Consider the following 22844-nt stretch of genomic DNA (forward strand, 5'->3'; position numbering starts at 1 on the left):
GCGTCGTTCCTGGGCGCGTTGGCGGTGTACCGGGGCGGACTTCTGTAGCGCCTTCATCTGCCTGCAGCCAAAGCTAGCTGACAGGGCATCTCGCTCCAACCGATGGGTTTGGTTTGACGGTGCACTCAGGTCCAGTTTGCCAGCGAGGGTAGATGTACTGTCGCAGCGCCCTTCGCCGTCGTTTCGCCGAGTTGGTTGTCGACCCAGAGTTCAAGATCGACGCAGTGCGCTCCGTCCTCGATGCGCTTGTCGACCACGCGGCCGCGGCACCACGAAACGTCGCCGAAGATATTTGGGCGACGGACCGAGACGTTGAGGCGATGGAGGAAGCCGTCGTCGCCCATCCAGTTGGTCATGAGCTGGCCAAGCCAGGAAATGCGCTGCGGGCCAACGTCGTAGCCGCCGGGCATGCCGACTTCGCGCGCCATCTTGCTTTCGGCATGACCGCGCGCGGCGCTGTCCTGCGCGCCGGTCTCGGGATTGACGAAGGCATCGGCGGGGTGGCGCTTGCGGTGCATCGTGGCGCGGCGGTGGGCCTGGTAGCTGTGACCGCCGCCGGAGTACCAGCAGATCATGTCGGTAATGTTGAGCGGGCCTTTGAGCATCGGCTGGACCATGTCGCCCACTGTCACGTCTTCCCAGAAGCGGGGCGTGGACCCACGCAATTCCTCGGTCTCGATGGCGTGGGCGATATGTTCCAGCTCTTCGGGCGAATACCGGTGCGTTTCGCGCGGGGCGTACTTGAGGCCGCCTTCGGCCTTGGCGCGGGCAGTGCGTGCGGTGCTGCCCATGGCTCGGCAGACGAGTTCGCCGTGCTGGTTGGTGTAGAGCGTCTCGCCGGTCTGGAGGATGAACTTGCGGGCGTTGCCGCCTTCCTTCTCGACCGCATCGAGCAGCCGTGCGCGCACGGTGAAGCTGTCGCGGTGGCGGATCGGGCGATACCACTCCCAATCGGTGCCGCCATAGAGCCACTGGATGCCGCGCAGCTTGGGTGCGACCACGGTGGTGTCGATGGTATAGAGGAAGCACCCGGGGGCGAGCGCTCCGCCTGCGCGCGTACGTGCGGCATAGGCCGGATCGCAGAACAGCGGGTTTTCGTCGCCGATACCCCAGCAGAAATGGCGCACCGCATCGGGCGAAGCTTCGGTGTTCCACTGCTGGCCGGTCCGGCGCAGATCGACACCGATCAGGCTGCGCGCCTCTTCGAGCGCACCTTCCCAGAGGGCTGGCGTCTGCGACGCAGGGATAGGGGCGGGGGAAGCGGATGGTTCCGTCATGTCAGGAATGTCCCTGGATCTGGATTTGGCAGGAGAGCACTACCATGCGCTCGCTTCAAGGCAGGGGCGACCGAGGGCGTCCTCGACCAGCATCGCCCAGCCACCGTCCTGCTCGGCCACCGACAGCGTCAGTTCGGTGCCGCAGAACATCGGCGCGAGATTGCGGCAGGTGAGGTGGTCCGGCTCACGTCCAACGGCCGTGCGCAGCATTTCGAGCAGGAACATCGATGGCAAGGAGCCATTGACCAGCAGGGCCGGATACTTTTCAACGTCCTGCGCATAGGGCAGGTCATAGTGAATGCGGTGCGGGTTGTCGGTGATCGCCGAGTACCGGAACAGGAGCGGCTCTGTCGGTAGCAATTGCCGTTTCGCCATGGCCATGGGCAGGCCGGTCGGCTGTCCGTGAAGCGGCGACGGCTCCGCGCCTTCGGCTCCGGTATCGTCGGCTTCCGGACGCAGCACGTAGCTGGTGGTTTCGACCAGTGCGGGCGTTGCGCTGCCTTCGACGAACAGGCTGTGCTCGATGTCGATCAGAGCGAAGGGCCCGGAGCGCCCGTTTTTCTGCGCGACCTTGGCGAGGCGCGTGTCGCGACGGACATTGGCGCCGATCGGAATGTCGCCGAGAAATCGGATATTGCGCCCTCCCATCATCAGTCGCGGCAGGCCGAGATCGGGCAGGACGACGCCAAGCGCTCCGGCACCGTCGGGACGCAGATCGGCCTGCCGGGTGGGCACGTTGAACATGATCACATGCCACCCGCGCGGCAGGGGCTGGCCCTCGTCGATGGTCAATGGATCACGGTCGAGCAGGGCGGCGAGCCTGCGGACGAGCGAGAGGGCGCAGCGGTCATGCGCGACCTGCACTTCGCTTGCGGTGTCGGGTTCTCCAGTTGTCATGGTCCGGCTCATGGCACCAGTTCCCCGTCCTTGACCGTGACGGCCTGTCCCACCCATTCCTCCGTCTCGAAGCGCTCGACCAGTGCCGGATCATGGCTGCAGGCAAAGGCCCGAGCCCCCTGCGGCGTATCCACCAGTGCGACCGCGCGCGGCTGTTCGCCCCGCCCATGGAGCACGGTTGCACCCGCCACCGTTGCGGTTCCGCTGTAGCTCTTGAGCACCTCGACCGTCGGTTGACTTGCAGCCGCTTCGGCCGTGCAATTCACGTTGGCATAAGGCCGCGTGCCGGGATCGCGGGACCACATGGCGAAGGCCTGCTTGGTCATGATGCCCGAGATGCAGGAGAGGAGCGCGGTATGGCCTTGCCTTGCGCGCAAGAGTTCGACGGCGCGGGCCGTCGCCTGCAGGAAGTAGTTGTTATAGGGGCCCCCTGCGTAGGGCATCCCGCCGGTAATGGTCAGATCGGTCTTGCCGGTCAGCCCTGCCGCCTGGGCGAAGGCTTCGACGGCGACCGGAAAGCAGCTGTATAGTTCGACAAGATCGACATCGGCGGGGCCGAGGCCTGAGGCGGTGTAGACAGCCTCGGCGGCAAGGCGCGCGCCGGTCACTTCGGTCAGATCCGCGCGTTCGGATACGGCGACCATGTGGTTGGCTTCGGCGCTGGCGAGCGGGAAAATGCGGCGGTCCTGCGGGATGCCGAGCTCGTCGGCCCTGGCGAGCGAGCACAGCAGCAGCGCGGCGCCCTGGTCGACGTTCCAGCTGGAGCAGTGGGCTCGGGTATAGGGGAAGGCCTGCATCGGATTGCGTGGGGCCTCGTCGCGGATATCGGCAAGATCGCGAACGCGGCGGTCCCATGCGTGGGGATTGGCCGAGGCAATCTCGCTGAAGCGCTTGAGGCGGGCCGCAAGCGCGTCGCGGTGATCGTCAATCGTGATGCCCGACTTGGCCCGCAGCGCGCTGTCGATGATCGCGTAGAGGCCTACGGGCATGGCGAAGCCGACTGCACGCTCGGCCGGGTGGCGCAGTTCGGCAGCGGGTTCGAGCATGATGTCCGGAGCGTCATCCTGCTGTCTCTCGCCCGCGCGCGCGCCGGAGATCTTTGCCCGCAGGATGCGGTATCCGGCATCGGCGCCTGTGATGATGGCGCTGGCAATCTCGCCATGCGCGATCCGCGAGCAGGCGTTGGCCACCAGCGTCTGTTGCAGGACGCCGACCGTCGACAGGAGGCTCTGGGCGCTTTTGGCTCCGACCGCAGCGGCGATCGCTCGGCCGGGATTGGCGTAGGTCCACCGACCACGCGGAACCGAGACCAGTTCCACATCGGCGAGCAGGGCAGGCGCGCCACAGTCCTCACCGGCGGCACGGACGGCCTCGATCATCAGGTCGAGCGGTTCGAGTGCCTGTGTCCAGTCTTCCTCGCGGCGCTGGACAACGCCGATGCCGACAAGGACGGGGGTGCGGGGATCGAGCGCGGTCATGCGGCAACTCCGGGGCCAAGCGCCGCAGCCCGTTCGCGCAGATCGGCTTTCTGGATCTTGCCGTTGGCGTTGCGGGGGAGGGGGTCGGTGGAGATGTGGACGACGCCGGGCACTTTGTAATCGGAGACCCGCTCGGCGCACCATGCGCGGACCTCATGTTCATCCATCGTGCTGTCCTCGATGCACAGGAAGGCGACAACTATCTCGCCGAGGATCGGATCGGGTCGCCCGACAACGGCTGCCTCGACCACGCCGGGAAGGCCGGTGAGCACGCTTTCGAGTTCTGCCGGGTAGATCTTGAAGCCGCCGCGGATGATCATGTCCTTCTTGCGGTCGGCAATGCGGACGTAGCCGTCCTTGTCGACACTGCCGATGTCGCCGGACTTCCAGAAGCCGCCCACGAAGGCGGTCCGGGTAGCAGCTTCATTGCGCCAGTAACCGGGGACGACCATTGGCCCTGCGATCCAAAGCTCCCCCGTTTCGCCCGGAGCAACTTCGCACCCAACATCGTCCATCACGCGGACTTCGCCGCAGCGAACCACCTTGCCGATGCTGTCGAGGCGGCCCGCGCAATCGCCCGGCGGCATGATCGTGGTGGGCGAGGTAGTCTCGGTCGCGCCGTAGCAATTGCACATGGCAAGGCCGGGGAAGGCCTCGGCAAAGCGGGCGGCGGTTGGTTCGGGCATGGGAGCGCCGCCGTAGGCCGCGATGCGCCATGCGCTCAGCGGGAAGTCGGCAAGGTCGGGCTCAAGCAGGCACAGGCCATACATGGAAGGGACCATCAGGGCGTGTGTGATCCGCTCGCGTGCTGCCAGTTCGAGCGCCTCACGCCGCTTGAAATCACGCAGCAGGACCACCGTTGCACCTGCGTGCAGGAACGGCATGGCCACGCCGCACAAGCCGCTGACATGCGCCCAGGGCACGCAAAGCATGGTCACGTCATCTGGACCGAGGCCGAAGGCTTCGATCCAGTGCAGGTAGGAATGGATCACGTTGAAGTGGGTCAGCATCGCCCCTTTGGGACGGCCCGTGGTGCCCGACGTGTAGAGGATCGCGAAGATATCCTCCTCATCGATGCCGCTTGCCGGACGAGCAAGAGGCGTGCCCTTGAGAGCTGCAGCCCAGTCTGCCGATCCCGTCTCAACCCGTTGCGGACCGCGTGTGGGCAATTCCGCGCGAAACTGGGCCGCATGGATAATGAGGTCGGCAGCAGCATCCTGCAGGATGTAGGCAATTTCCGGCTCCCGCGAGCGGGTGCTGACGGGGACGACGATGGCACCGATCCAGGCGATGGCCAGAACGGAGCGCAGGGCATCGGCTTCGTTGCCGACCATCACGGCGACCCGGTCCCCATGCGAAATGCCGCGCCGTGAGAGCTCGCCAGCGAGTGAGCGGACGTCGGCGTCAAGCTGACCGTAGGAAATGCGCGCATCGCCATCGACCAGCGCGGTCGCGTCCGCACGGGCGGAGAACACCTGCGCAAGATGCGCGGGGATGCTCGCCGGACGCTCGGCGTAGCATTCCGTGACCCGCCCCCAGTGCAGTTCCCGTCTCGTTTCCAACTCCCGGTATCCTCTTCTTCTACTTCTTCACGTCAATGTCCGTCAGGCTTGATGCCCGCTGCCGCGACAGCCGCTTCGAGGAACGTGGCATAGGCCTGCACGTCACGCTCGACCCTGCGCCTTGCCGCTTCGGCATCGCCCGCTTCGATTGCCTCAAGGATGCGCTCGTGCGCGCGGACCACGCGCTGGCGGATTTCGGACGAAGCGAAGTTCTCGATGGCCGAGGCCTGGAACATCAGGCCGGAGACCGAGCGGCTGAGCGTGCAGAGCAGTTCGTTGTCGCTCGCCAGAGCCAGCGCATCGTGCCACTTCACGTTTTCCTGCAGGAACGAAGGCACGTCGTTTGCCGCTGCGGCTTCGAGGCGCGCGGAGATTGCGCGAAGGGTTGCAAGGTCTTCGTCGGTCCGGTTCTGCGCGGCGAGCTGGGCGACCATCGGCTCAAGCGCGAGCCTGACGCCCACCAACGAGCGCAAAGAGACGCTGCGGCCCTTGGCATAGAGCGCGATGTGGCTGGCCAGCAGGGCATCGCTCGGCTGGGCAACGGTCGAGCCGCCGTATCGGCCCGAGCGGGTCTCGACGAGGCCTTGCGCTTCAAGGATGCGCAGCGCTTCGCGCACCGAGCCGCGGCTGAGCCCGGTCGTCTCGACAAGTTCGCGCTCGGTCGGCAGGGCCGCGCCCAGCGGATACTCGTCGCTGAGGATGCCTTCCTTCAGGCGCTCGGCCAGCAGGTCGCTGGATTTGAGAACTTTGATCCTGCCGAGCGCGTCCAGCATCTGCCTTCCCGATCCACTTCCCCAACGTGCATTTCCGTGTTGTCTTCCGTGGTGATATGGGCAATAAGGCAACAAGTCAATTGTTGGACCATTTAATTTCCCAACCAATGAAAGGGTGAGGCAGATCGAACCGCAGCAGTCCGATGATGGAGCATTTCTCCCTCTGGCCGGTCGGCGCGTGCTGGATCTCACCAAGATCCTGGCCGGGCCGCTATGCACGCAGGTGCTGGCCGATCTGGGTGCGGACGTGATCAAGGTCGAGCCGATGGGTGGTGACGATACGCGCCATTGGCCTCCGTTCCGCGAGGGCACCGGTACGATCTTCCTTTCGGTCAATCGCAACAAGAAGAGCATCGCGGTCGATCTCAAAGCGCCGCGCGGGCTCGATCTCGTCCGCCGGCTTTGTGCGCAGGCAGACGTTGTGGTCGAAAGCTTCGGGCCTGGCGTGGCGGACAGGCTGGGCGTTGGCTGGGAGGCGATGCGCGCGATCAATCCGCGCATCGTCTATGCCAGTATTTCGGGTTTCGGCACGCAGGGTCCGATGCGCGAGGGCAAGGGTTACGACCTGATCGCGCAGGCCTTCTGCGGGATGCTGCCGATCACCGGCCATCCCGACGGCGGCATGGCGCGCAGCCCGTTCTCGCCGGTCGACCAGACCACCGGCCTCAATGCCGTCATCGGCATCCTCGCGGCGCTGCTTCAGGTGCAGGCGAGTGGCAAGGGCGTGAAGCTGGAGGCTTCGCTGTTCGATTCGGCGGTCGGCTTGCTGGGCTACATGTTGCAGGGCTTCTGGCAAACCGGAGTGGAGCCGCAGCGGCGCGGATCGGCGCACGATTCGCTTTGCCCTTACGAAGCCTTCGACACGGCCGATGCGCCGATCATCCTGGGCATTGCCAACGACGCCTTGTGGCGCAGCTTCTGCGCGCTGACCGGCAATCCCGCCTGGGCCGAGGACGAGCGCTTCGCCACGGGCGCAGCCCGGGTGGCGCATCGGCATGAGGTTGTCGGGATGGTCGGCAAGCTGTTGCTGACGCGCAACCGGGCTGAATGGCTGGCGCTTTGCGAAGCGAGCGGCATTCCTGCATCGCCCGTGCACGACTTCGGCGAGCTTAGTGCCCACCCGCAGACCGCCGCCTCAGGCATGGTCCACGAGGCTGAAGGCGGCATGCGCTCGGTGGCGACCGCGATCCGTGCCGATGGCGCGCGCCTGCCGTTGCGCTCGCTTCCGCCTCGTCTGGGTGAGCATGGTCCCGCCGTACTTGCCAGTCTGGGGCTGATCGAAGCGGACATCAGATCCCTGATCGCCGACGGGGTCGTGCTCGACCCTGTGAACCGATCGCGTTGACGCCGAACAAGAAGACCAAGAATCCGGAGAGTGCCATGACCAAGACCCTCGATCCCGTGGCCGATTTCGAAGCGCTGCGGCAGAAGTATCTGGAAGAGCGCGACAAGCGCATCCACGAGAAGGGCGTCGAGCAGTATCGCGAAGTCGATCACCCGTTCTTCGGGGACATCTACGATCCCTACGCCGAAGCGCCGGTCACCCGCGATCCGATCAGCGAGGACGTGGAAATGGTCATCGTCGGCGGCGGCTTCTCCGGACTGCTGATGGCGGTGAGCATGCACCGCGAAGGGATCGACGATTATCGCGTGATCGAGAAGGGCAGCGACATCGGCGGGACCTGGTACTGGAACCGCTATCCCGGCTGCCGGTGCGACGTCGACGCTTACAACTACCTTCCGCTGATAGAGGACTACGGCGAGATGCCGTCCGAGCGGTACATTGCCGCCCCCGAAATTCTCGAGCATGCGCGGCGCATCGCGCGCAACGCCGGCATCTATGACCGTGCCTATCTGCAGACCGGGGTGACCGGTGCGGACTGGGACGAGGAACGCCAGCGCTGGATCGTCACCACCGACCGGGGCGATGAAATCCGTGGCCGCTTCATCTGCATGGCGAGCGGCATACTCAGCAGGCCCAAGCTTCCCGGCATTCACGGGATCGAGAGTTTCAAGGGCCATGTATTCCATACTGCGCGATGGGACTACGGCTATACCGGCGGCAGTAATGCCGGAGGGCTCACCGGGCTGGCTGACAAGCGCGTGGCGATCATCGGCACGGGCGCGAGTGCGGTGCAGGCGATCCCGCACCTCGGCGCTTCGGCAGGTCACCTCTATGTCGTGCAGCGCACGCCTGCGGCGGTGGACGCGCGCGAGAACGCGCCGACCGATCCCGACTGGTGGAACAGCCAGCAGCCCGGCTGGTGGGAGCGGCGTGCGCTCAACTTCGAGGGCTTCGTCAATTCGATCCCGCAGAACGAAGACCTGATCGGCGATGGCTGGACCCGCAACTGGGCTCGCATGACTGACGCGATGTTTTCGGCGCAGAGCGAGGGCCCCGAGGAAATGGCCCGTCGCCGCCAGATTGCCGACTTCGAGAAGATGAACGAGATGCGCGCGCGCATCGACAGCATCGTCAAGGACCCGAAGACTGCCGAAGCACTGAAGCCGTGGTACAACTGGATGTGCAAGCGGCCGCTGTTCGTCGATGGCTACTTCGAGACCTTCAACCGCCCCAACGTGACGCTGATCGACACGCTCGGTCGCAGCCTTGATCGCATCACCGAGAAGGGGATCGTCTTCGACGGCGTCGAATATGAGGTCGATTGCATCATCTTCGCCTCGGGTTTCGAGGTCGCTTCGCCCCCTGATCGCACTGCGGGTTTTGACATGCACGGCCGAGGCGGCGTGACGCTGAGCGAGAACTGGAAGGACGGGCGGCACACGCTGCACGGCATGTTCACCCGCAACTTCCCGAACATGGGTGTCATCAGCGGTCTCAAACAGGCGGGGATCACCTGGAACATCACGTTCATGAACCGCCGTCAGGCCGAGCACTATGCCGCCATCGTCCGGCGTTGCAAGGAAGCGGATGTGACAACCTTCGAGGTGACCAGCGAGGCCGAGGCGCGCTGGCTCGACGTGCTGCGGAGCAAGGCCGTGGAGGACACCACGTTCCTGCGCGAATGCACCCCCGGCTACTACAACAACGAGGGGCACAACGAGCGGGATTCGATCTGGCTCAGCAACTATGGCGGTGGCCCGTTCGAGTACATGCAAGTGCTCAAGGACTGGCTGGCCTCGGGGCTTGAACCCGACATGGAACTGCGCCGCGAGAACGCCGAGGCCTTGCCCTCCTGATCCAACTCCAGGGGTCGAACCTGTCGACCCGGAAAACACCCAGGCATTTTCAGGAAGGACAGCTTCCGATGACAGATACCCACGCCAGCAGCACTGGCACCCACTACGCAGCGTGGCTGCAAACGCTGCAGAAGCGCTATGGCGAGCAGACCTTCGTTTCGCAAAACCGGTCGGGCACGCAAGTGCGTCCTGTCTATCACTCGGGCGACCTGTCCAGCGGCGAACTCGTCGATGCGCCGATGCCGGGGCAATATCCCTACACGCGCGGCATCTATCCGATCCATTACCAGTACCAGCCGTGGATGGACCTGCAGATCATCGGCTTCGGCACACCTGCACAGACCCGCACGCGAATGGACCTTCTCAAGGAGGAAGGCGGGGTCAAGGGCTACTTCGGGCGAGAAGCCTACAACATCATCTTCGATATGCCGACCTCGATGGGCTACGACCCGGACTACGAGGCGGTGCAGGGCTCGATCGGGGACTGCGGCGTCTCGATCTGCAAGGCCAGCGACTACGAAGTGCTGATGGCGGGCAAGGACCTCGAGCGCACGACGCTGTCGATGGTCTGCAACGCGGGCTCGCCGCCGATGCTGGCGCTCTATCTTGCCGCCGCGCAGCGCATGGGCTTCGCGCTCGACAAACTGGGCGGGAACATCACCAACTATATCTGGGACTTTTTCGGCCACAGTGGCGGGGTCAACTTCTCGCCCAAGGGCAGCTACCGCCTGATCGCCGACATCGCCAAATACTGCAGCGTCCATGTGCCGCTGTGGAACACGCTGACGATCAGCGAACACAACATCTGCGAGGCCGGCGCCGACAACGTGCAGGCCGTGGCCTATTCGATCGCCGCGATCATCGCGGTGAACGAGGAATGCGTGCGGCTGGGGATCGATCCGGACGATGTTGTTCCGCGCTTCGGCTTCCACATGCGCTTTGGCGAGAACTTCTTCGAGGACATTGCCAAGACCCGCGCGCTGCGCCGCGTCTATGCCAAGGTCAACAAGGAGCGTTTCGGTTGCCGCAAGAGCGCCTCGATGCAGGCGCGCATCCACGCCCAGACGGCAGGATCGCTGCTGACCGTGCAGCAGCCGCTGAACAACCTTGTGCGCAATGCCTATGGCGCGCTTTCGGCGGTGCTTTCAGGCGTCAACAGCATGACCATCAACGCCTATGACGAGGCGCTTGGCCTGCCGACCGAGGAAGCGGTCACGCTCTCCCTGCGCACCAGCCAGATCATCGCCGAGGAGATCGGCGTGACCGACGTGTCCGATCCGTTGGGTGGCTCGTTCTACGTCGAGAGCCTGACCAACCAGATCGAGGAGAAGGTCTACGAGATCATCGCCGACATCGATGCGCGGGGCGGTCTGGTCGCCTGCATCGAATCCGGCTGGATCAAGCAGCAGGTCTCGGCCTCGGCGTTCAAGTGGCGCAAGGAGGTGGAAGACGGGATCCGGGTCATGGTCGGCGTGAACAAGTACGTCACCGAAGAGCCCGACATGACCAAGGTCTTCCAGCCCGATCCGGAGGCCGCGCGCCTCGCTATGGAGGACCTCGCGCGCCACAAGGCGCAGCGTGACCATGCCAAGTGCGTCGCCGCGATCAATCGCCTGCGCGAGGCTTGCCTTGCGGTGAAGGACGGTCTCGAGATCGGATCGGTCATGGCCGCGCTGGTCGATGCGGCGAGTGCCGATGCAACGCTGGGCGAGATGCAGCAGGTGCTGTTCTCGGTCTTCGGTCGCAACAAGTGAACAAGGACAATGCCATGACTGCCCCTGCCCCTTTCGCCACGGTCACGCCGCGCGTGCTGCTGACCAAGAGCTTCATTGACAGCCACGACCGCGCCATCGCCACCATCGCCATGGCGCTGCGCGACGCAGCGATGGAAGTGATCCTGATCGACTACGAGACGCCCGAGGACGTGGTGAACACGGCCATTCAGGAAGACGTCGATGTGATCGGCATCAGCTTCATGTCGGGCGGGCAGGTCCAGACCACCGAGAAGATCATGCAGATCATGCGCGATCAGGGCGTGGCCGACATTCCCGTGGTTATCGGCGGCACCATCCGACCGTTCGATGTCGAGCCGCTGGAACAGGCGGGCGTGAAGTCGATCTTCCGGGGCGGCGCCAAGATGGCCGACGTGGTCGAAACCTTTTTCAGCCTTGCGGCCGAATACCAGTCCGTCCGTCAGGCCTGAGGACGGCGCACACGATGCCGCTTCATGACGACCTGCTCGAAGGCGAGCCGATCGCCATTTCGCGGGCGATTTCGGCGGTGGAGAACGAGTCTGCGGCAGCGGCAGACATCGTCCGGCTGATCCAGCCGCACCTCGGCCGCGCGCAGGTCGTCGGTGTGACCGGCCCGCCGGGCGCGGGCAAGTCGAGCCTGATCAGCGCGCTGATTACCGAGCTGACGGGGCGTGGCCGCAAGGTCGCGGTCGTCGCGGTGGATCCGACCAGTCCCTTCAGCGGCGGCGCGCTGCTGGGTGACCGCGTGCGCATGGCCACGCACAGTCGCAATCCTAATGTGTTCATCCGCTCGCTTGCGACCAAGGGGCACCTCGGCGGCCTGACGCGGATGACCAGCACCGTGGTCGACGTGCTCGACGCGGCCGGGATGGATGTGGTGATCATCGAGACGGTCGGCACCGGTCAGTCCGAGATCGGCATCGCCGACCTTGCCCACCTCAAGCTGGTGATCTGCCCGCCGGGCCTGGGTGACGAGATGCAGGCGATCAAGGCGGGCATTCTCGAGATCGCGGACATCCTTGTGGTCAACAAGGCGGACCTGCCGGGGGCCGAGGAGACGGCACGGCAGCTCGAAGTCATGCTGCACTGCTCTGCCGATCCTCGCGAGCGGTCGGTGATGCGAACGTCCTCGACAAGCGGCGAAGGCGTGGCGGAATTGGCCACCGCAATCGAGAGCCGGACACCAGCAAACGCCACGCTGCCAAACCGCACCTTCCGCACGCAGCGCATGCTAGGCGTGCTGGCTTCCACATTGGCGGGTCAGTTCGTGCGCGATCTGGCAGGGCCGGAGGTCGAGGCGATCTGCGCGCGCGTGCAATCGGGTGACCTCGCTCCGGCAAGCGCGGTGGCGCTGATGCTCAGGACATTCCCCGGCCTTGCGCCGGAGCCCCCATCCCACTGACAATCAAGGGAGTGCCGCACATGGTGCTGGACAAGTTTTCTCTGGCCGGACGGACCGCACTCGTCACCGGCGCTTCGAGCGGTATCGGCCATGCGCTCGCCAAGGGGCTTGCCGAGGCGGGGGCACGGGTGGTCTGTGCAGCGCGGCGCAAGGATAGGGTTGCCGAGCTGGCCGCCGAGATCGTGGCATCGGGTGGCGCTGCCACAGCCGTGGCGATGGACGTGACCGACAAGGCCAGCGTGATCGCCGCCTTCGATGAGGCCGAAGCGGCTTTCGGGACGATCGACGTGATCGTCAATAATGCAGGGACCAGTTCGCCTGCCAACTTCATGAAGATGGATGACGCGGCGCGCGACTTCGTGATGAACACCAATTTCAAGGGCGTTTGGGACGTGGCGCAGGAAGGCGCGCGGCGGCTGATCGCGGCGGGGAAGGGCGGCAGCATTGTCAATGTCTCGTCGGTGCTTGGCCTTGCCGTGCAACCGGGGCAGACCGCCTACTGCGCGTCCAAGGGCGCGACGATCCAGCTTACCCGGGCGATGAGTGTCGACCTGATGAAGCACGGGATCCGCGTCAACACGCTGGCACCCGGCTGGTTCAGGACCGAACTCAATGCCGACTACTTCGAGTCACCCGCCGGGCAGGACTACATCCGCCGGATGCCTGCCAGACGTCTGGGCGAACTCGAGGAACTCGTCGGGCCGGTGATCCTGCTGGCGAGCGATGCCGGGTCATTCGTCAACGGTGCGGTGATGGTCGTCGATGGTGCCCTCAATGCGGTTGTCGCCTGACGCAACGGGCTTGACAGGACAGCCCTCACAACGCAAAGTCTAATTATTAGACCAATAAACTTTATGTGCCGGGAGAGTGTAGCGTGCGATTCATTGTGGGTGTCGATATTGGCGGCACATTCACCGACTGCGTCGCGTTGAAGACCCTCGACGACGGGTCTCCGCCCGTCGTCAGGATCGGCAAGTCGTCGTCGACCCCGCCGGACTTCCAGACCGGCTTCATCGGCTCGTTGCGCGCCGCTGCCGACATGCACGGCGTGTCGCTGGAGGACATGCTGGCCAACGCACAGGTCTATCACGGCTGTACCGTCGGCACGAACGCGCTGGTCGAGCACAAGACGGCGAAGGTCGGTCTGCTGGCGAGCCGGGGCCATACCGATACCGTGTTCATCATGAAGGCCGGCAACCGGCTCAAATACCAGCCCGCAATCGAAATCGCCCACGTTGCCAAGCAGACCAAGCCTGCTCCGCTGGTCCCGAAGTCACTGTGCGAGGGGATCGACGAGCGGATCACGTTCGACGGCAAGGTCTTTGCCGCGCTGAACGAGGACACCGCCCGCGAATCCATCCGGCGCATCGTCGATCAGGGCGTAGAGGCCATCGCCATTTCGCTGCTGTGGTCCTCGGTCAATGACACCCACGAAAAGCGCCTGCGCGAACTGGTGCACGAGATCGCGCCTGGCATGTTTGTCTCGATCTCATCGGAAGTCAGCCCCCGCGTGGGCGAGTACGAGCGCACGATCGCCACGATCGTCAATTCGCTGATCGGCCCGCCGATGCGGAACTATCTCGAAGCGCTCGAAGTCGATCTCGACAAGAACGGCTATACCGGCTCGCTGCAGATCATGTCGTGCACGGGCGGCCTGATCGATGCCGACCACGCGCGTGAAGTGCCGGTGCTGACAGTGGGGTCGGGCCCGGTCGCAGGCCTGATCGGCGCGGCGAGCCTTGCCAAGGCGGCCGAAGTCGGAGGCGGGCGCAACGTGATCACGGCAGACGTCGGCGGCACCACGCTCGATATCGGCACAATCTATGACGGCGTGCCGGTCCGGCGTCCTACTGCCAGCTACGGCCAGTACGAGTACTTCGTGCCGACGCTCGATGTCCGCTCGGTGGGCGCAGGTGGCGGCAGTATCATCCGCACGGAAGGATCGGTTCTCAAGGTCGGCCCGCACAGCGCAGGCGCGCGGCCGGGGCCGGTCTGCTTCGGGCGCGGCGGTACCGAACCGACCGTCACCGATGCGGCGGTGGTGCTTGGCTACTACGATCCGGCCTACTTCTTCGGCGGCAAGATAACGCTCGATGTCGCGGCGGCAGAAGCGGCGCTGGCGCGCATCGGCGCTCCGCTTGGGCTCGACGGCAAGCAGACCGCAGCGGCCGCGCTCCAGATCATCGACAGTCAGATGGCAGACGCGATCTGGCTTACCCTGACGCAGCAGGGCCATGATCCGCGCGAATTCTCGCTCTATGGCTTCGGCGGCGGCGGCGGCTTGCACAGCGCGGCCATCGCGCGCGAACTGGGTGCCCGCTCCGTCGTCATCCCGATGAGCAACCTTGCGGCAGGCTGGTCCGCCTTCGGCATTTCCGCATCGGAAGCGCTGGTGACCGAACAGACCGCTATGAGCCTTTCGAGCCCATTCGATCCTGAAGAGATCAACGCACGCTGGCCCGCGCTGGAAGAGCGCGTTGCTGCCAAGCTGGCCAAGCAGGGCGTTCCCGCAGAGGCAGTGGAGTTCCATCGCTTCGCCGAAATGCGCTACCAGTTGCAGATCAACCAGGTGGCGGTGCCTGCCGAAAGCGGCACGTACGATGCGGCCACTGTCGAGCGGCTGGTCGCCACGTTCGAGACCGAATACGAGCGCCTCTACGGCAAGGGCAGCGGCTTTGCTGGCGTCGGCTTCGGCCTGACCAGTCTTCAGGTTCACGGGACGGCCAAGCTTTCCGGCTTGCGTCTCGGCGATCTCGTCCAGCAGGGCGGGGATACCACGGGCGATGCTGCGAAGAAGCCTCGCGACGTGATCTGGTACGGACGCGGCGGCAAGCCCGAATCCTCCGCAGTCTATGACGGCGCGCGGCTCGGTATCGGGTTCAAGGCGCAGGGGCCTGCGATTATCGAATTCCCCGATACGACTGTCGTCGTGCCGCATGGCTGCACCGCCAGCGTCGATCCGACCGGCAGCGTCGTCATCGATCTCCACGCCAGCGCCTGAGGAGAGTTTTAATGCAGACCGAACAAGCGCAGATCGACTGGAACGGGCGCACGCACAGCTACCGGCCCAAGCCGGACTGGACGACGCGCATTTCGCCGAACCTCCAGTTGCACACCGATTATGACGAGGACCTCGATCCGGTTACCTTCGAGGTGATCCGGCAGAAGCTGTGGACGATCAACCTAGCCCACGGCGACACGATCACCCGCATTTCGGGATCGCCCCTGCTCGCCTCGCTCGATTTCAACATGTCGATCCTGACCGAAGACGCCGAGGTCGTGGTCAACGCGCCCTACGTGCAGTTCCTCAATGCAGGCGCGCCGCTCGGAATCCGCTACATTCTCGAAACGCATAGCGGTAAACCGGGCATCGCCGAGGGCGACATCTGGTGCTGCAACGATCCGTGGATTGCCGCGTGCCACCAGATGGACGTGATGTTCACCGCGCCAATTTTCTTCGAAGGCCAGCTCTTCGGCTGGGTGGCGAACGCGGGTCACCAGTACGATCTCGGCGGCATCGTGCCGGGCGGCTGGCCTCAGAACGCCGAGGACGTCTATGCCGACCCGGTCGTGCTGACGCCGTTCAAGATGGTCGAGAAGGACGAGATCCGTCCCGAGATGGAAGCGCTCTACCTGCGCCAGTCGCGCATGCCCGATCTCGTAGCGCTCGACCTGCGCGCGCAGATCGCGGGCGTCGTGCTGGCGCGTGACCAGATCATCGGACTGTGCAAGCGTTATGGCGCAAAGACCGTCAAGGCGGCAATGCGCCGGATGCTTGATCAGGCGCAGGAAAGCTTCCGCCAGACCCTGCTCAAGGTGCCGGACGGGACTTGGACCGAGATCCGTTATCTCGATGAAGCCCTGCCCGGCCAGCGCACCACCCAGCGCACGCAGCTGACGGTAACGAAGAAGGGTGATCGCATCACGATCAACAATGTCGGCACCGATGCCCAGACGCCGGGCACCAACGGCATTCCCTTCACTTCGTTCTCGGGCAGCATCACCGGCATCATTTCGGTGTCGATGCTCTATTCGCAGCTCTTCGCCTATGGCGGGTGCGAGCGGCAGATCGACTATGACCTAACGCCAGGCCTGCTGATGTGCTGCGACTACCCGACGGCGGTCAGCGGCGGCATTCTCCAGACCATCCCGATGATGAACGCGGTCCAGTCGATCCTCTCGCGCATGATGGCCTGCAGCGACGACTTGCGCTCTGATCTTGTTGCGCCGTGCGGCGACTTCATGCTGCCTGTGCTGATCGGCCATGACGATCGCGGCAAGTACTTCGGTCAGGCGATCCTCGACTCGTTCGGCTGCGGATCGGGCGCGCGCTCGTTTGGCGACGGTGTGGATTCGAGCGGTCCGACGTTCAGCCCGTTGTCGATGGTGCTCAATGTCGAGCAGATCGAGCAGTGGTTCCCGTTGCTGTTCCTTTACCGCAAGGAAGATGCGGACGGCGGGGGGCCAGGCGAGTGGCGCGGCGGCAACGGCATGCGCTCAGCGATCACGCCCTATCGCGCGGCGTCGATGACGGTCGTTACCAACTCGGGCGGCCAGTGCATCTCGGCGCAGAACTGCGGCGGCCTGTTTGGCGGTCTGCCCGCACCTGCGGGGCACTATCTGGTGTATTACGGCACCGATCTGCTCGAGCGCGTGCAGGCGGGTTCGGTTCCTGCGAGCATCTACGATCTCAAGGCCGATCAGGTGGTGCCGCTGCGGGCGAAGTCGAATGGTGCGCCGCTAGATAATGGCGACGTCATGGAGATCCGCACCGGCGGTGGTGGCGGCTATGGCGATCCACTCGAGCGTGATCCGGCGCTGGTCGCGCGCGATGTTGCGCTCGGCTACACGTCGCTGGGTTCGGCAACTGACATCTACGGCGTGGCACTCACGGCTGACGGCGAAGTGGATGCGGCTGGTACCGAAGCGCTCCGTGGCAAGCTGCGCGGTGCCCGTGCCGGATGGAAGGCGTCGGGCATCAACGATGCCTCGCCGTTCACACCTGCGACCGGAGAGCCACCTCGCCGCGTTCACGCCTATATCGCCTCGGTCGATCAGGACGGCGAGCGCGTGCTGGCCTGCGACCGCTGCGGACACCGTTATTGCGGCCATGGCGGCGACTACAAGGCGGCGGCGCTGATGGAGGAGACCCCCGCGACGGTCATTCCCTCCAACGTCGATCCGGCGCACTTCTGTGATGAACCCATCGTCCTGCGCCGCTTTGCCTGCCCGTCCTGTCACGTGCAGGTGGGGGCTGAAGTCACCAAGGCGAACGAGATCGTCAAAGCGGAGATGATTTTCGCATGACCGGCACGCAACATCCCTTTCTCGATGGTCGCCCCAAGCGCATGCTCATTGGCGGCCAGTGGGTCGACGCCCTGTCGGGTCGCACCTTCGACAGCGTCAATCCGGCCACGGGACAGGTCATCGCCCAGTTGGCGGAGGGCGGCGCAGAAGACGTCGACCGCGCCGTTGCTGCTGCGCGCGCGGCTTTCGAAGGGCCTTGGAGCAAGTTCAAGCCGTTTGACCGGCAGGCGCTGATGCTGGCCATTGCCGATGCGGTCGAGAAGCATTTCGACGAACTGTGCGTGCTCGAAACGCTCGACATGGGCGCGCCGATTGCGCGCACAAGCACCTACAAGCGCTGGATCGTCCAGGCTCTGCGCTTCTATGGTGGGCAGGCTGTGGCACTCGCGGGCGAGACGCCGCACAACAGCTTCCCCGGTGACATGTTCAGCTTCACCCTGCGCGCGCCGATCGGCGTCGTCGGCGGGATCATCCCGTGGAACGGGCCGCTGATCTCGCAACTTTGGAGCATCTGCCCGACGCTCGCCACAGGCTGCACGCTGGTGCTCAAGCCGGCCGAGGACGCGTCCCTGGGCGTGCTGCGCTTTGCCGAGATCATGCAGGAAGCGGGGCTGCCCGATGGCGTGATCAACGTCGTGACCGGCATGGGATCGATCGCCGGGGCACGGCTGGCCGCGCATCCGGACGTCGACAAGATCGCCTTCACCGGCTCGACCGTCACCGGCCGCCGCATCATCGAAGCCTCGGCCGGGAACATGAAGCGGGTGGCGGTCGAGCTCGGGGGCAAGTCGCCCGATATCGTCTTTGCCGACGCTGATCTGGACCGCGCGGTGCCGGGTGCGGGCATGGGCTGTTTCAACAACAGCGGGCAAATCTGCTACGCGGGCACACGTATCTTCGTGCAACGCCCGATCTACGATGAATTCGTCGAACGGCTTGCTGCCTTCAGCAAGACGATCCGCGTGGGCGACACGCTCGATCCGCAGACGCAGCTTGGTCCTCTCGTCTCAAGAAAGCAGCTGACCAACGTGTCGGGCTATTTCGACCTCGCAAGGTCGGAGGGCGCGCAAGTGGCCGCTGGCGGCGAGAGGCTCGGGGGAGAGCTGGCTGACGGGTTCTTCGTGCCGCCCACGGTTCTGGCCGGCATGCGCAACGACATGCGCACCGCGCAGGAAGAGATCTTCGGCCCGGTCGCCTCGGTCATCGCTTTCGACAGCGAGGATGAAGTGGTCCGCCTTGCCAACGATACGCAGTATGGCCTTGGCGGTGCGGTCTGGACGCGCGACGTCGGCACGGCGCACCGCGTGGCGCGCGATGTCCGCGCCGGGATGATGTGGGTAAACTGCTACGGCACGACCGAGCCGACGGTGCAGTCCGAAGGCTATCGCATGAGCGGCTATGGCATGAAGGGCGGCCGCCGCCACGTGGAGGAATATCTCTATAACAAGACCGTCTGGATGAATCTGGGCTGAGGCCCTGCAAAACCTCTCTTCATACTGAAGGCCCGGAGGGGGTGAACCGCCGGGCCTCTTTTTGTCAGTTGAGGAAGACGCCCTTGCCGGCGGCCTGCTTGTCGAATGCCTTGTAGGCTTCTTCTGCCTGGTCGAGTGCCCAGCGGTCGGTGAAGAGCTTGTCCACCTCGATGCCGTGATCGGCGATGAAGCGGATGCAATCTGCCAGCTTGGCGCTGTTCACTGTCCACGAACCGACGATGGTCAGCTGCTTGCGGATCACGTCGATGCTGACGTTTAGCGTCATCTCGCCACCTTCGCCGACGAGGCAGACCGTGCCCCAGCGCGAGGCGCAACGCACCGCCGCAAGCCGACCGACAGGCGAGCCCGAGGTGTCGAGCACCTTGTTCGCGCCCTTGCCGCCGGTGAGCGCCATGATCGCATCGACCGGGTCTTCGGCGCTGGCGTCGATGGCATGCTGTGCACCGAAAGCCATGGCCGCGGCAGCGCGCTCGGAACTCACGTCGACCGCGATGACGCGCGCACCCATGGCGGCGGCGAACTGGGTGGCGGAAAGGCCGACCGGTCCTTGCCCGACGATCACGATGGTGTCGCGCGCCGAGAGATCGAGCCGGAGCAGCGCACCGTACGCCGTGCCGGTGCCGCAGCTGACCGCAGCACCGGTCGAAAACGAGACTTCCTCTGGCAGCGCGAACACGGTTTCCACCGCAGCGCGCATGTAGGGCGCGTGGCCGCCATGGCCTGTGACACCGTAGATCACGGCGGTGCGGTCGCACATCTGGGTCCAGCCGCTGCGGCATTCGGGGCAGGTCATGCAGCCCTGGTAATGGTGCAGCGTGACCCGGTCGCCGACCTTGGCGATGCGCGGATCGACGTCCTTGCCGACCGCCGCGATCACGCCGCAAGGCTCGTGTCCGGCGATGACCGGCTCGCCGCTGTCCATGAGGCCCAATGCCTTGAAGGCGGCCCCTGCGGGCGGGCGATAGAGCTTGAGATCACTGCCGCACATGCCCGAGGCCTTGATTTCCAGCACGACATCGCGCGGGCCGGGGGTCGGGTCGGGGAATTCGATGAGTTCAAGGGTGCTGTCGCCGGTGAAGACCACTCCGCGCATCGTTCGTATCCTCTCTCTTTTGCCTGTGTCCAGTTACGGTCAGCGCCCGGTGTAGACCGGAGGGCGCTTTTCCATGAAGGCGCGGGGGCCCTCCTTGGCATCTGCCGTGGCTGCGTTGTCCTTGGTGCACTGCGCCTCGATCGCGAAGGCTTCGTCGAAGGGCAGGCCGTTGGAGCGCACAATGGCTTCCTTGGTCTTGGCGAGCGCCATCGGCGCGCCGAGGCTGATGCGGCGGGCAAGGTCCTCTGCCACGGCCAGAACCTGATCAGGTGGGACGACGCGGTTGACGAGGCCCATCGCCATCGCCTGCTGCGCAGTCACCGCTTCGCCGACAAGGGCAAGCTCCATCGCCATGGCCCACGGCACCTGTCTGGCCAGCCGGACCAGGGAGCCGCCGCCTGCGATCAAGCCACGGCGCACCTCGGTTACCCCGATCGTTGCCGTTTCCGACATCACGCGGATGTCGGTCGCCAGCACGAACTCGGCCCCGCCTGCCAGCGCATGGCCATTGATCGCCGCAACCACCGGCTTGAAGAAGTTCGCGCCACGCAGGATCGCCCTGTAGAGCTGCTTGCGGTCCTGCGAGAATCGCTCTTCCCATTCGCCGACCGGCTGGCGCGTGCGCATCATCAGCGGGATCACGCTGCCAAGGTCGCCGCCCGACGAAAAGGCCTGGTCTCCCGCGCCGGTGACGAGCGCGACACGGATCTCGCGGTCTTCGGCCACGTCCTTCCAGATGTCGCACAAGCGCACGAGCATCTCTGGCGAGAACGCATTGCGCTTGTCCGGCCGATTGAGCGTGATGCGGGCAATGCCGTCCCGCTTCTCGTAGAGCACATGCGGTGCGGTTTCGGTCATGCTTGCTTCTCCGTTGAAAGCTGTTCGAGCCACGCGATCATGCGCTCGGTCACGCCCGGTCTGTCGGCCTTGCCATTCGGACCACGGCCGATCGAGGCGACTGGCATGATGGCCCGGGGTATCTTGTGTCCGGCGAGCTTGCCGCGCAGGTGCGCGAGCAGGGCCGCCTCGTCGACATGCGTGCCGTCGCTGGTCTCAACCGCTGCCGTGACCATCTGGCCGAACCTTTCATTCGGCACGCCGACGACCAAGGCATCGGCAATGCCGGGGAACGAGACGATGGCATCCTCGACTTCCTCGGGAAAGACCTTCTCTCCGCCGGTATTGATGCTTGTCGAACCGCGTCCGAGCAGCGTGATCGTTCCGTCCGCCTCAACCCTGGCAAGATCGCCCGGCACCGAGTATCGGATACCGTCGATCACCGGGAAGGTCGCCGCTGTCTTGACCGGGTCCTTGTAGTAGCCGAGCGGAATGTGTCCGCGTACGGCGAGCCGCCCCTGCACCGGATCGCCGGGTGCGAGCGGCTTGCCATCATCGCCGATCACGCAGGCGTTGCGCCCCAGCTCGAAGCGCGCCGGGCCGTCCTTGCGGCGGTTGGATGTCAGCGCACGGCCCATGCCGCTTGCCTCGCTTGCGTTGAGGAAATCGATCAGCAAGGCGTCGGGGGCGTGGACGAGAAGGCGTTCCTTCACCCCTGCGCTCCACGCCATGCCCGATGAGGAGACCACGCGCAGCGCCTTGAGGTTCCAGCGCTCGGGCGCATTGTCGAGCGCGTCGACCATCGGGCGGCAGAAGGCATCGCCGACGATGCACAGGTCGGTGACCCCTTGATCCGTCATCGCGTTCAGGAGTGCTTCGACGTCAAACGAGGTGCCGGGCAGGGTAACCACGGTGCCGCCGCGATTGAGGATCGTGGCCGCAAAGACGAAGCCGGTGCCGTGCATCAGGGGCGCGGCCGGCAGCCCGACAGTGGACTTTGCACCCTCCAGTCGCGCGCGCACATGGCCGTAGTCGGCAATCTCCGGGTCGCGGGTGGTGTTGGAGGCGAGGTAGAAATCGTGCTGTCGCCACATGACCCCGCGCGGCAGGCCGGTCGTGCCGCCGGTATAGATCATCACCTGATCGTCGCCCGACCGGTCGGCACTGCCGATGTGCCGCTCGGCCTCGCTATGGGCTGCGTTTTCATAGGAGATCGCCCAGTCGGGACACTGTGCCGTTCCGTCGTCGACGAAGAGCCACGCCTTCACCGTGGGACAGCGACTGCGCAGGGCCTCGGCCTGATCGAGGAAAGCGCCGTGGAAGATTACCGCAGCCGCATCGGCATCGGTCCAGAGCTGGACGAGTTCCTCGCCGGTATAGCGGTAATTGGTGTTCACCGGCACCAGCGAGACCTTCAGCGCCGCAAAAGCGCCTTCCATGTAGGCGGGTGAATTGTGCAGGTAGAGCGCGACCTTGTCCTGCCGCTGCAGGCCCGCTGCCAGCAGGGCTGCGGCAACGCCATCGGCGCGGCGGTCCAGTTCGGCCCACGTGATTCGCTTGTCGGCATGCGAGAGGGCAATGCGGTCAGGAAGCGCATCAGCCACGGCTTCCCAGACGCTTGCGAACGTCCATTCCGCATTGCGGACTGCGCCTTGCCGGAGCGCCGGATCTGACACTTCACTCGCTTGCATCTTCGCCTCTCACCATTGCAGCGCTTGACCACTTCGTTCTATGGTCCTACTTTAGAATATTCAAAATGGCTAGAGGGTC

General features: G+C 65.0%; 17 protein-coding genes. 9 read left to right on the top strand and 8 right to left on the bottom strand.

Annotation, left to right across the window (positions count from 1 at the left end; translation table 11 throughout):
• Nucleotides 1-125: 125 nt before the first annotated feature.
• Genes ACZ1JW_RS08895 through ACZ1JW_RS08915 form a run of 5 tightly spaced genes read right to left on the bottom strand, consistent with a single transcriptional unit; the run spans nucleotide 126 to nucleotide 5987 of the window.
• Nucleotides 126-1277, bottom strand: a complete 1152-nt coding sequence (locus ACZ1JW_RS08895) for an FAS1-like dehydratase domain-containing protein (RefSeq protein WP_465123918.1) — start codon at nucleotides 1275-1277, stop codon at nucleotides 126-128.
• A gap of 39 nt (nucleotides 1278-1316) precedes the next feature.
• The gene (locus tag ACZ1JW_RS08900; RefSeq protein WP_465142698.1) at nucleotides 1317-2174 is read right to left on the bottom strand and encodes an HTD2 family dehydratase; all 858 of its coding nucleotides are present in this window, start codon (nucleotides 2172-2174) and stop codon (nucleotides 1317-1319) included.
• A gap of 8 nt (nucleotides 2175-2182) precedes the next feature.
• Complete coding sequence (locus tag ACZ1JW_RS08905; protein ID WP_465142699.1) at nucleotides 2183-3652, bottom strand: thiolase C-terminal domain-containing protein; 1470 nt, start codon at nucleotides 3650-3652, stop codon at nucleotides 2183-2185.
• A complete protein-coding gene (locus tag ACZ1JW_RS08910) occupies nucleotides 3649-5214 on the bottom strand; it encodes a class I adenylate-forming enzyme family protein (RefSeq protein ID WP_465142700.1) in 1566 nt (521 codons plus the stop codon). Before ACZ1JW_RS08910 ends, ACZ1JW_RS08905 begins: the two co-directional genes overlap by 4 nt.
• 32 nt (nucleotides 5215-5246) lie before the next feature.
• The gene (locus ACZ1JW_RS08915) at nucleotides 5247-5987 is read right to left on the bottom strand and encodes a FadR/GntR family transcriptional regulator (RefSeq protein ID WP_465142701.1); all 741 of its coding nucleotides are present in this window, start codon (nucleotides 5985-5987) and stop codon (nucleotides 5247-5249) included.
• Between the two features lie 115 nt (nucleotides 5988-6102).
• Here ACZ1JW_RS08915 and ACZ1JW_RS08920 point away from each other — a divergent pair, with 115 nt between their 5' ends.
• The 9 genes from ACZ1JW_RS08920 to ACZ1JW_RS08960 all read left to right on the top strand — a co-directional run bounded on the left by ACZ1JW_RS08920 (nucleotide 6103) and on the right by ACZ1JW_RS08960 (nucleotide 19123).
• Nucleotides 6103-7332 (top strand): CaiB/BaiF CoA transferase family protein, encoded by a 1230-nt coding sequence (locus tag ACZ1JW_RS08920; protein WP_465142702.1) that lies wholly within the window; start codon nucleotides 6103-6105, stop codon nucleotides 7330-7332.
• Nucleotides 7333-7367: 35 nt separating this feature from the next.
• The gene (locus ACZ1JW_RS08925; protein ID WP_465123912.1) at nucleotides 7368-9188 is read left to right on the top strand and encodes a flavin-containing monooxygenase; all 1821 of its coding nucleotides are present in this window, start codon (nucleotides 7368-7370) and stop codon (nucleotides 9186-9188) included.
• 68 nt (nucleotides 9189-9256) lie between these two features.
• Complete coding sequence (locus ACZ1JW_RS08930; RefSeq protein ID WP_465142703.1) at nucleotides 9257-10942, top strand: methylmalonyl-CoA mutase family protein; 1686 nt, start codon at nucleotides 9257-9259, stop codon at nucleotides 10940-10942.
• A 14-nt stretch (nucleotides 10943-10956) separates the two neighbouring features.
• Nucleotides 10957-11391: a cobalamin B12-binding domain-containing protein gene (locus tag ACZ1JW_RS08935; RefSeq protein WP_465142704.1), complete on the top strand. Its 435-nt coding sequence runs from the start codon at nucleotides 10957-10959 to the stop codon at nucleotides 11389-11391.
• Between the two features lie 14 nt (nucleotides 11392-11405).
• Entirely contained in the window at nucleotides 11406-12344 is a 939-nt protein-coding gene (gene meaB, locus ACZ1JW_RS08940) for a methylmalonyl Co-A mutase-associated GTPase MeaB (RefSeq protein WP_465142705.1), read from the top strand.
• A gap of 20 nt (nucleotides 12345-12364) precedes the next feature.
• Entirely contained in the window at nucleotides 12365-13135 is a 771-nt protein-coding gene (locus ACZ1JW_RS08945) for an SDR family NAD(P)-dependent oxidoreductase (RefSeq protein WP_465123908.1), read from the top strand.
• A gap of 83 nt (nucleotides 13136-13218) precedes the next feature.
• Entirely contained in the window at nucleotides 13219-15345 is a 2127-nt protein-coding gene (locus ACZ1JW_RS08950; RefSeq protein WP_465123907.1) for a hydantoinase/oxoprolinase family protein, read from the top strand.
• 11 nt (nucleotides 15346-15356) lie between these two features.
• Nucleotides 15357-17651 carry a hydantoinase B/oxoprolinase family protein gene (locus ACZ1JW_RS08955; RefSeq protein ID WP_465142706.1) on the top strand — a complete coding sequence of 765 codons (2295 nt, stop codon included), beginning with the start codon at nucleotides 15357-15359 and terminating at the stop codon, nucleotides 17649-17651.
• Nucleotides 17648-19123 (top strand): aldehyde dehydrogenase family protein, encoded by a 1476-nt coding sequence (locus tag ACZ1JW_RS08960; protein WP_465142707.1) that lies wholly within the window; start codon nucleotides 17648-17650, stop codon nucleotides 19121-19123. Before ACZ1JW_RS08955 ends, ACZ1JW_RS08960 begins: the two co-directional genes overlap by 4 nt.
• Nucleotides 19124-19187: 64 nt before the next feature.
• On the opposite strand, the gene ACZ1JW_RS08965 is transcribed toward ACZ1JW_RS08960, so the two are convergent.
• The 3 genes from ACZ1JW_RS08965 to ACZ1JW_RS08975 are packed head-to-tail and all read right to left on the bottom strand — an operon-like array spanning nucleotide 19188 to nucleotide 22750.
• Nucleotides 19188-20237 carry a zinc-dependent alcohol dehydrogenase family protein gene (locus tag ACZ1JW_RS08965; RefSeq protein WP_465142708.1) on the bottom strand — a complete coding sequence of 350 codons (1050 nt, stop codon included), beginning with the start codon at nucleotides 20235-20237 and terminating at the stop codon, nucleotides 19188-19190.
• Nucleotides 20238-20276: 39 nt separating this feature from the next.
• A complete protein-coding gene (locus tag ACZ1JW_RS08970) occupies nucleotides 20277-21095 on the bottom strand; it encodes an enoyl-CoA hydratase/isomerase family protein (protein ID WP_465142709.1) in 819 nt (272 codons plus the stop codon).
• Nucleotides 21092-22750 carry an AMP-binding protein gene (locus ACZ1JW_RS08975; protein ID WP_465142710.1) on the bottom strand — a complete coding sequence of 553 codons (1659 nt, stop codon included), beginning with the start codon at nucleotides 22748-22750 and terminating at the stop codon, nucleotides 21092-21094. Before ACZ1JW_RS08975 ends, ACZ1JW_RS08970 begins: the two co-directional genes overlap by 4 nt.
• Between the last annotated feature and the right edge of the window lie 94 nt (nucleotides 22751-22844).

The sequence above is a fragment of the Novosphingobium sp. BL-A-28-Hi1-0D genome (assembly GCF_055521755.1).

Excerpts from the sequence above, each read along its gene's own strand:
- ACZ1JW_RS08905 (WP_465142699.1), bottom strand. The coding sequence starts at position 3,652 with ATGACCGCGCTCGATCCCCGCACCCCCGTCCTTGTCGGCATCGGCGTT.
- ACZ1JW_RS08935 (WP_465142704.1), top strand. The coding sequence starts at position 10,957 with ATGACTGCCCCTGCCCCTTTCGCCACGGTCACGCCGCGCGTGCTGCTG.
- ACZ1JW_RS08895 (WP_465123918.1), bottom strand. The coding sequence starts at position 1,277 with ATGACGGAACCATCCGCTTCCCCCGCCCCTATCCCTGCGTCGCAGACG.
- ACZ1JW_RS08955 (WP_465142706.1), top strand. The coding sequence starts at position 15,357 with ATGCAGACCGAACAAGCGCAGATCGACTGGAACGGGCGCACGCACAGC.
- ACZ1JW_RS08925 (WP_465123912.1), top strand. The coding sequence starts at position 7,368 with ATGACCAAGACCCTCGATCCCGTGGCCGATTTCGAAGCGCTGCGGCAG.
- ACZ1JW_RS08915 (WP_465142701.1), bottom strand. The coding sequence starts at position 5,987 with ATGCTGGACGCGCTCGGCAGGATCAAAGTTCTCAAATCCAGCGACCTG.
- ACZ1JW_RS08960 (WP_465142707.1), top strand. The coding sequence starts at position 17,648 with ATGACCGGCACGCAACATCCCTTTCTCGATGGTCGCCCCAAGCGCATG.
- ACZ1JW_RS08965 (WP_465142708.1), bottom strand. The coding sequence starts at position 20,237 with ATGCGCGGAGTGGTCTTCACCGGCGACAGCACCCTTGAACTCATCGAA.
- ACZ1JW_RS08930 (WP_465142703.1), top strand. The coding sequence starts at position 9,257 with ATGACAGATACCCACGCCAGCAGCACTGGCACCCACTACGCAGCGTGG.
- ACZ1JW_RS08970 (WP_465142709.1), bottom strand. The coding sequence starts at position 21,095 with ATGACCGAAACCGCACCGCATGTGCTCTACGAGAAGCGGGACGGCATT.
- meaB (WP_465142705.1), top strand. The coding sequence starts at position 11,406 with ATGCCGCTTCATGACGACCTGCTCGAAGGCGAGCCGATCGCCATTTCG.
- ACZ1JW_RS08900 (WP_465142698.1), bottom strand. The coding sequence starts at position 2,174 with ATGACAACTGGAGAACCCGACACCGCAAGCGAAGTGCAGGTCGCGCAT.
- ACZ1JW_RS08945 (WP_465123908.1), top strand. The coding sequence starts at position 12,365 with ATGGTGCTGGACAAGTTTTCTCTGGCCGGACGGACCGCACTCGTCACC.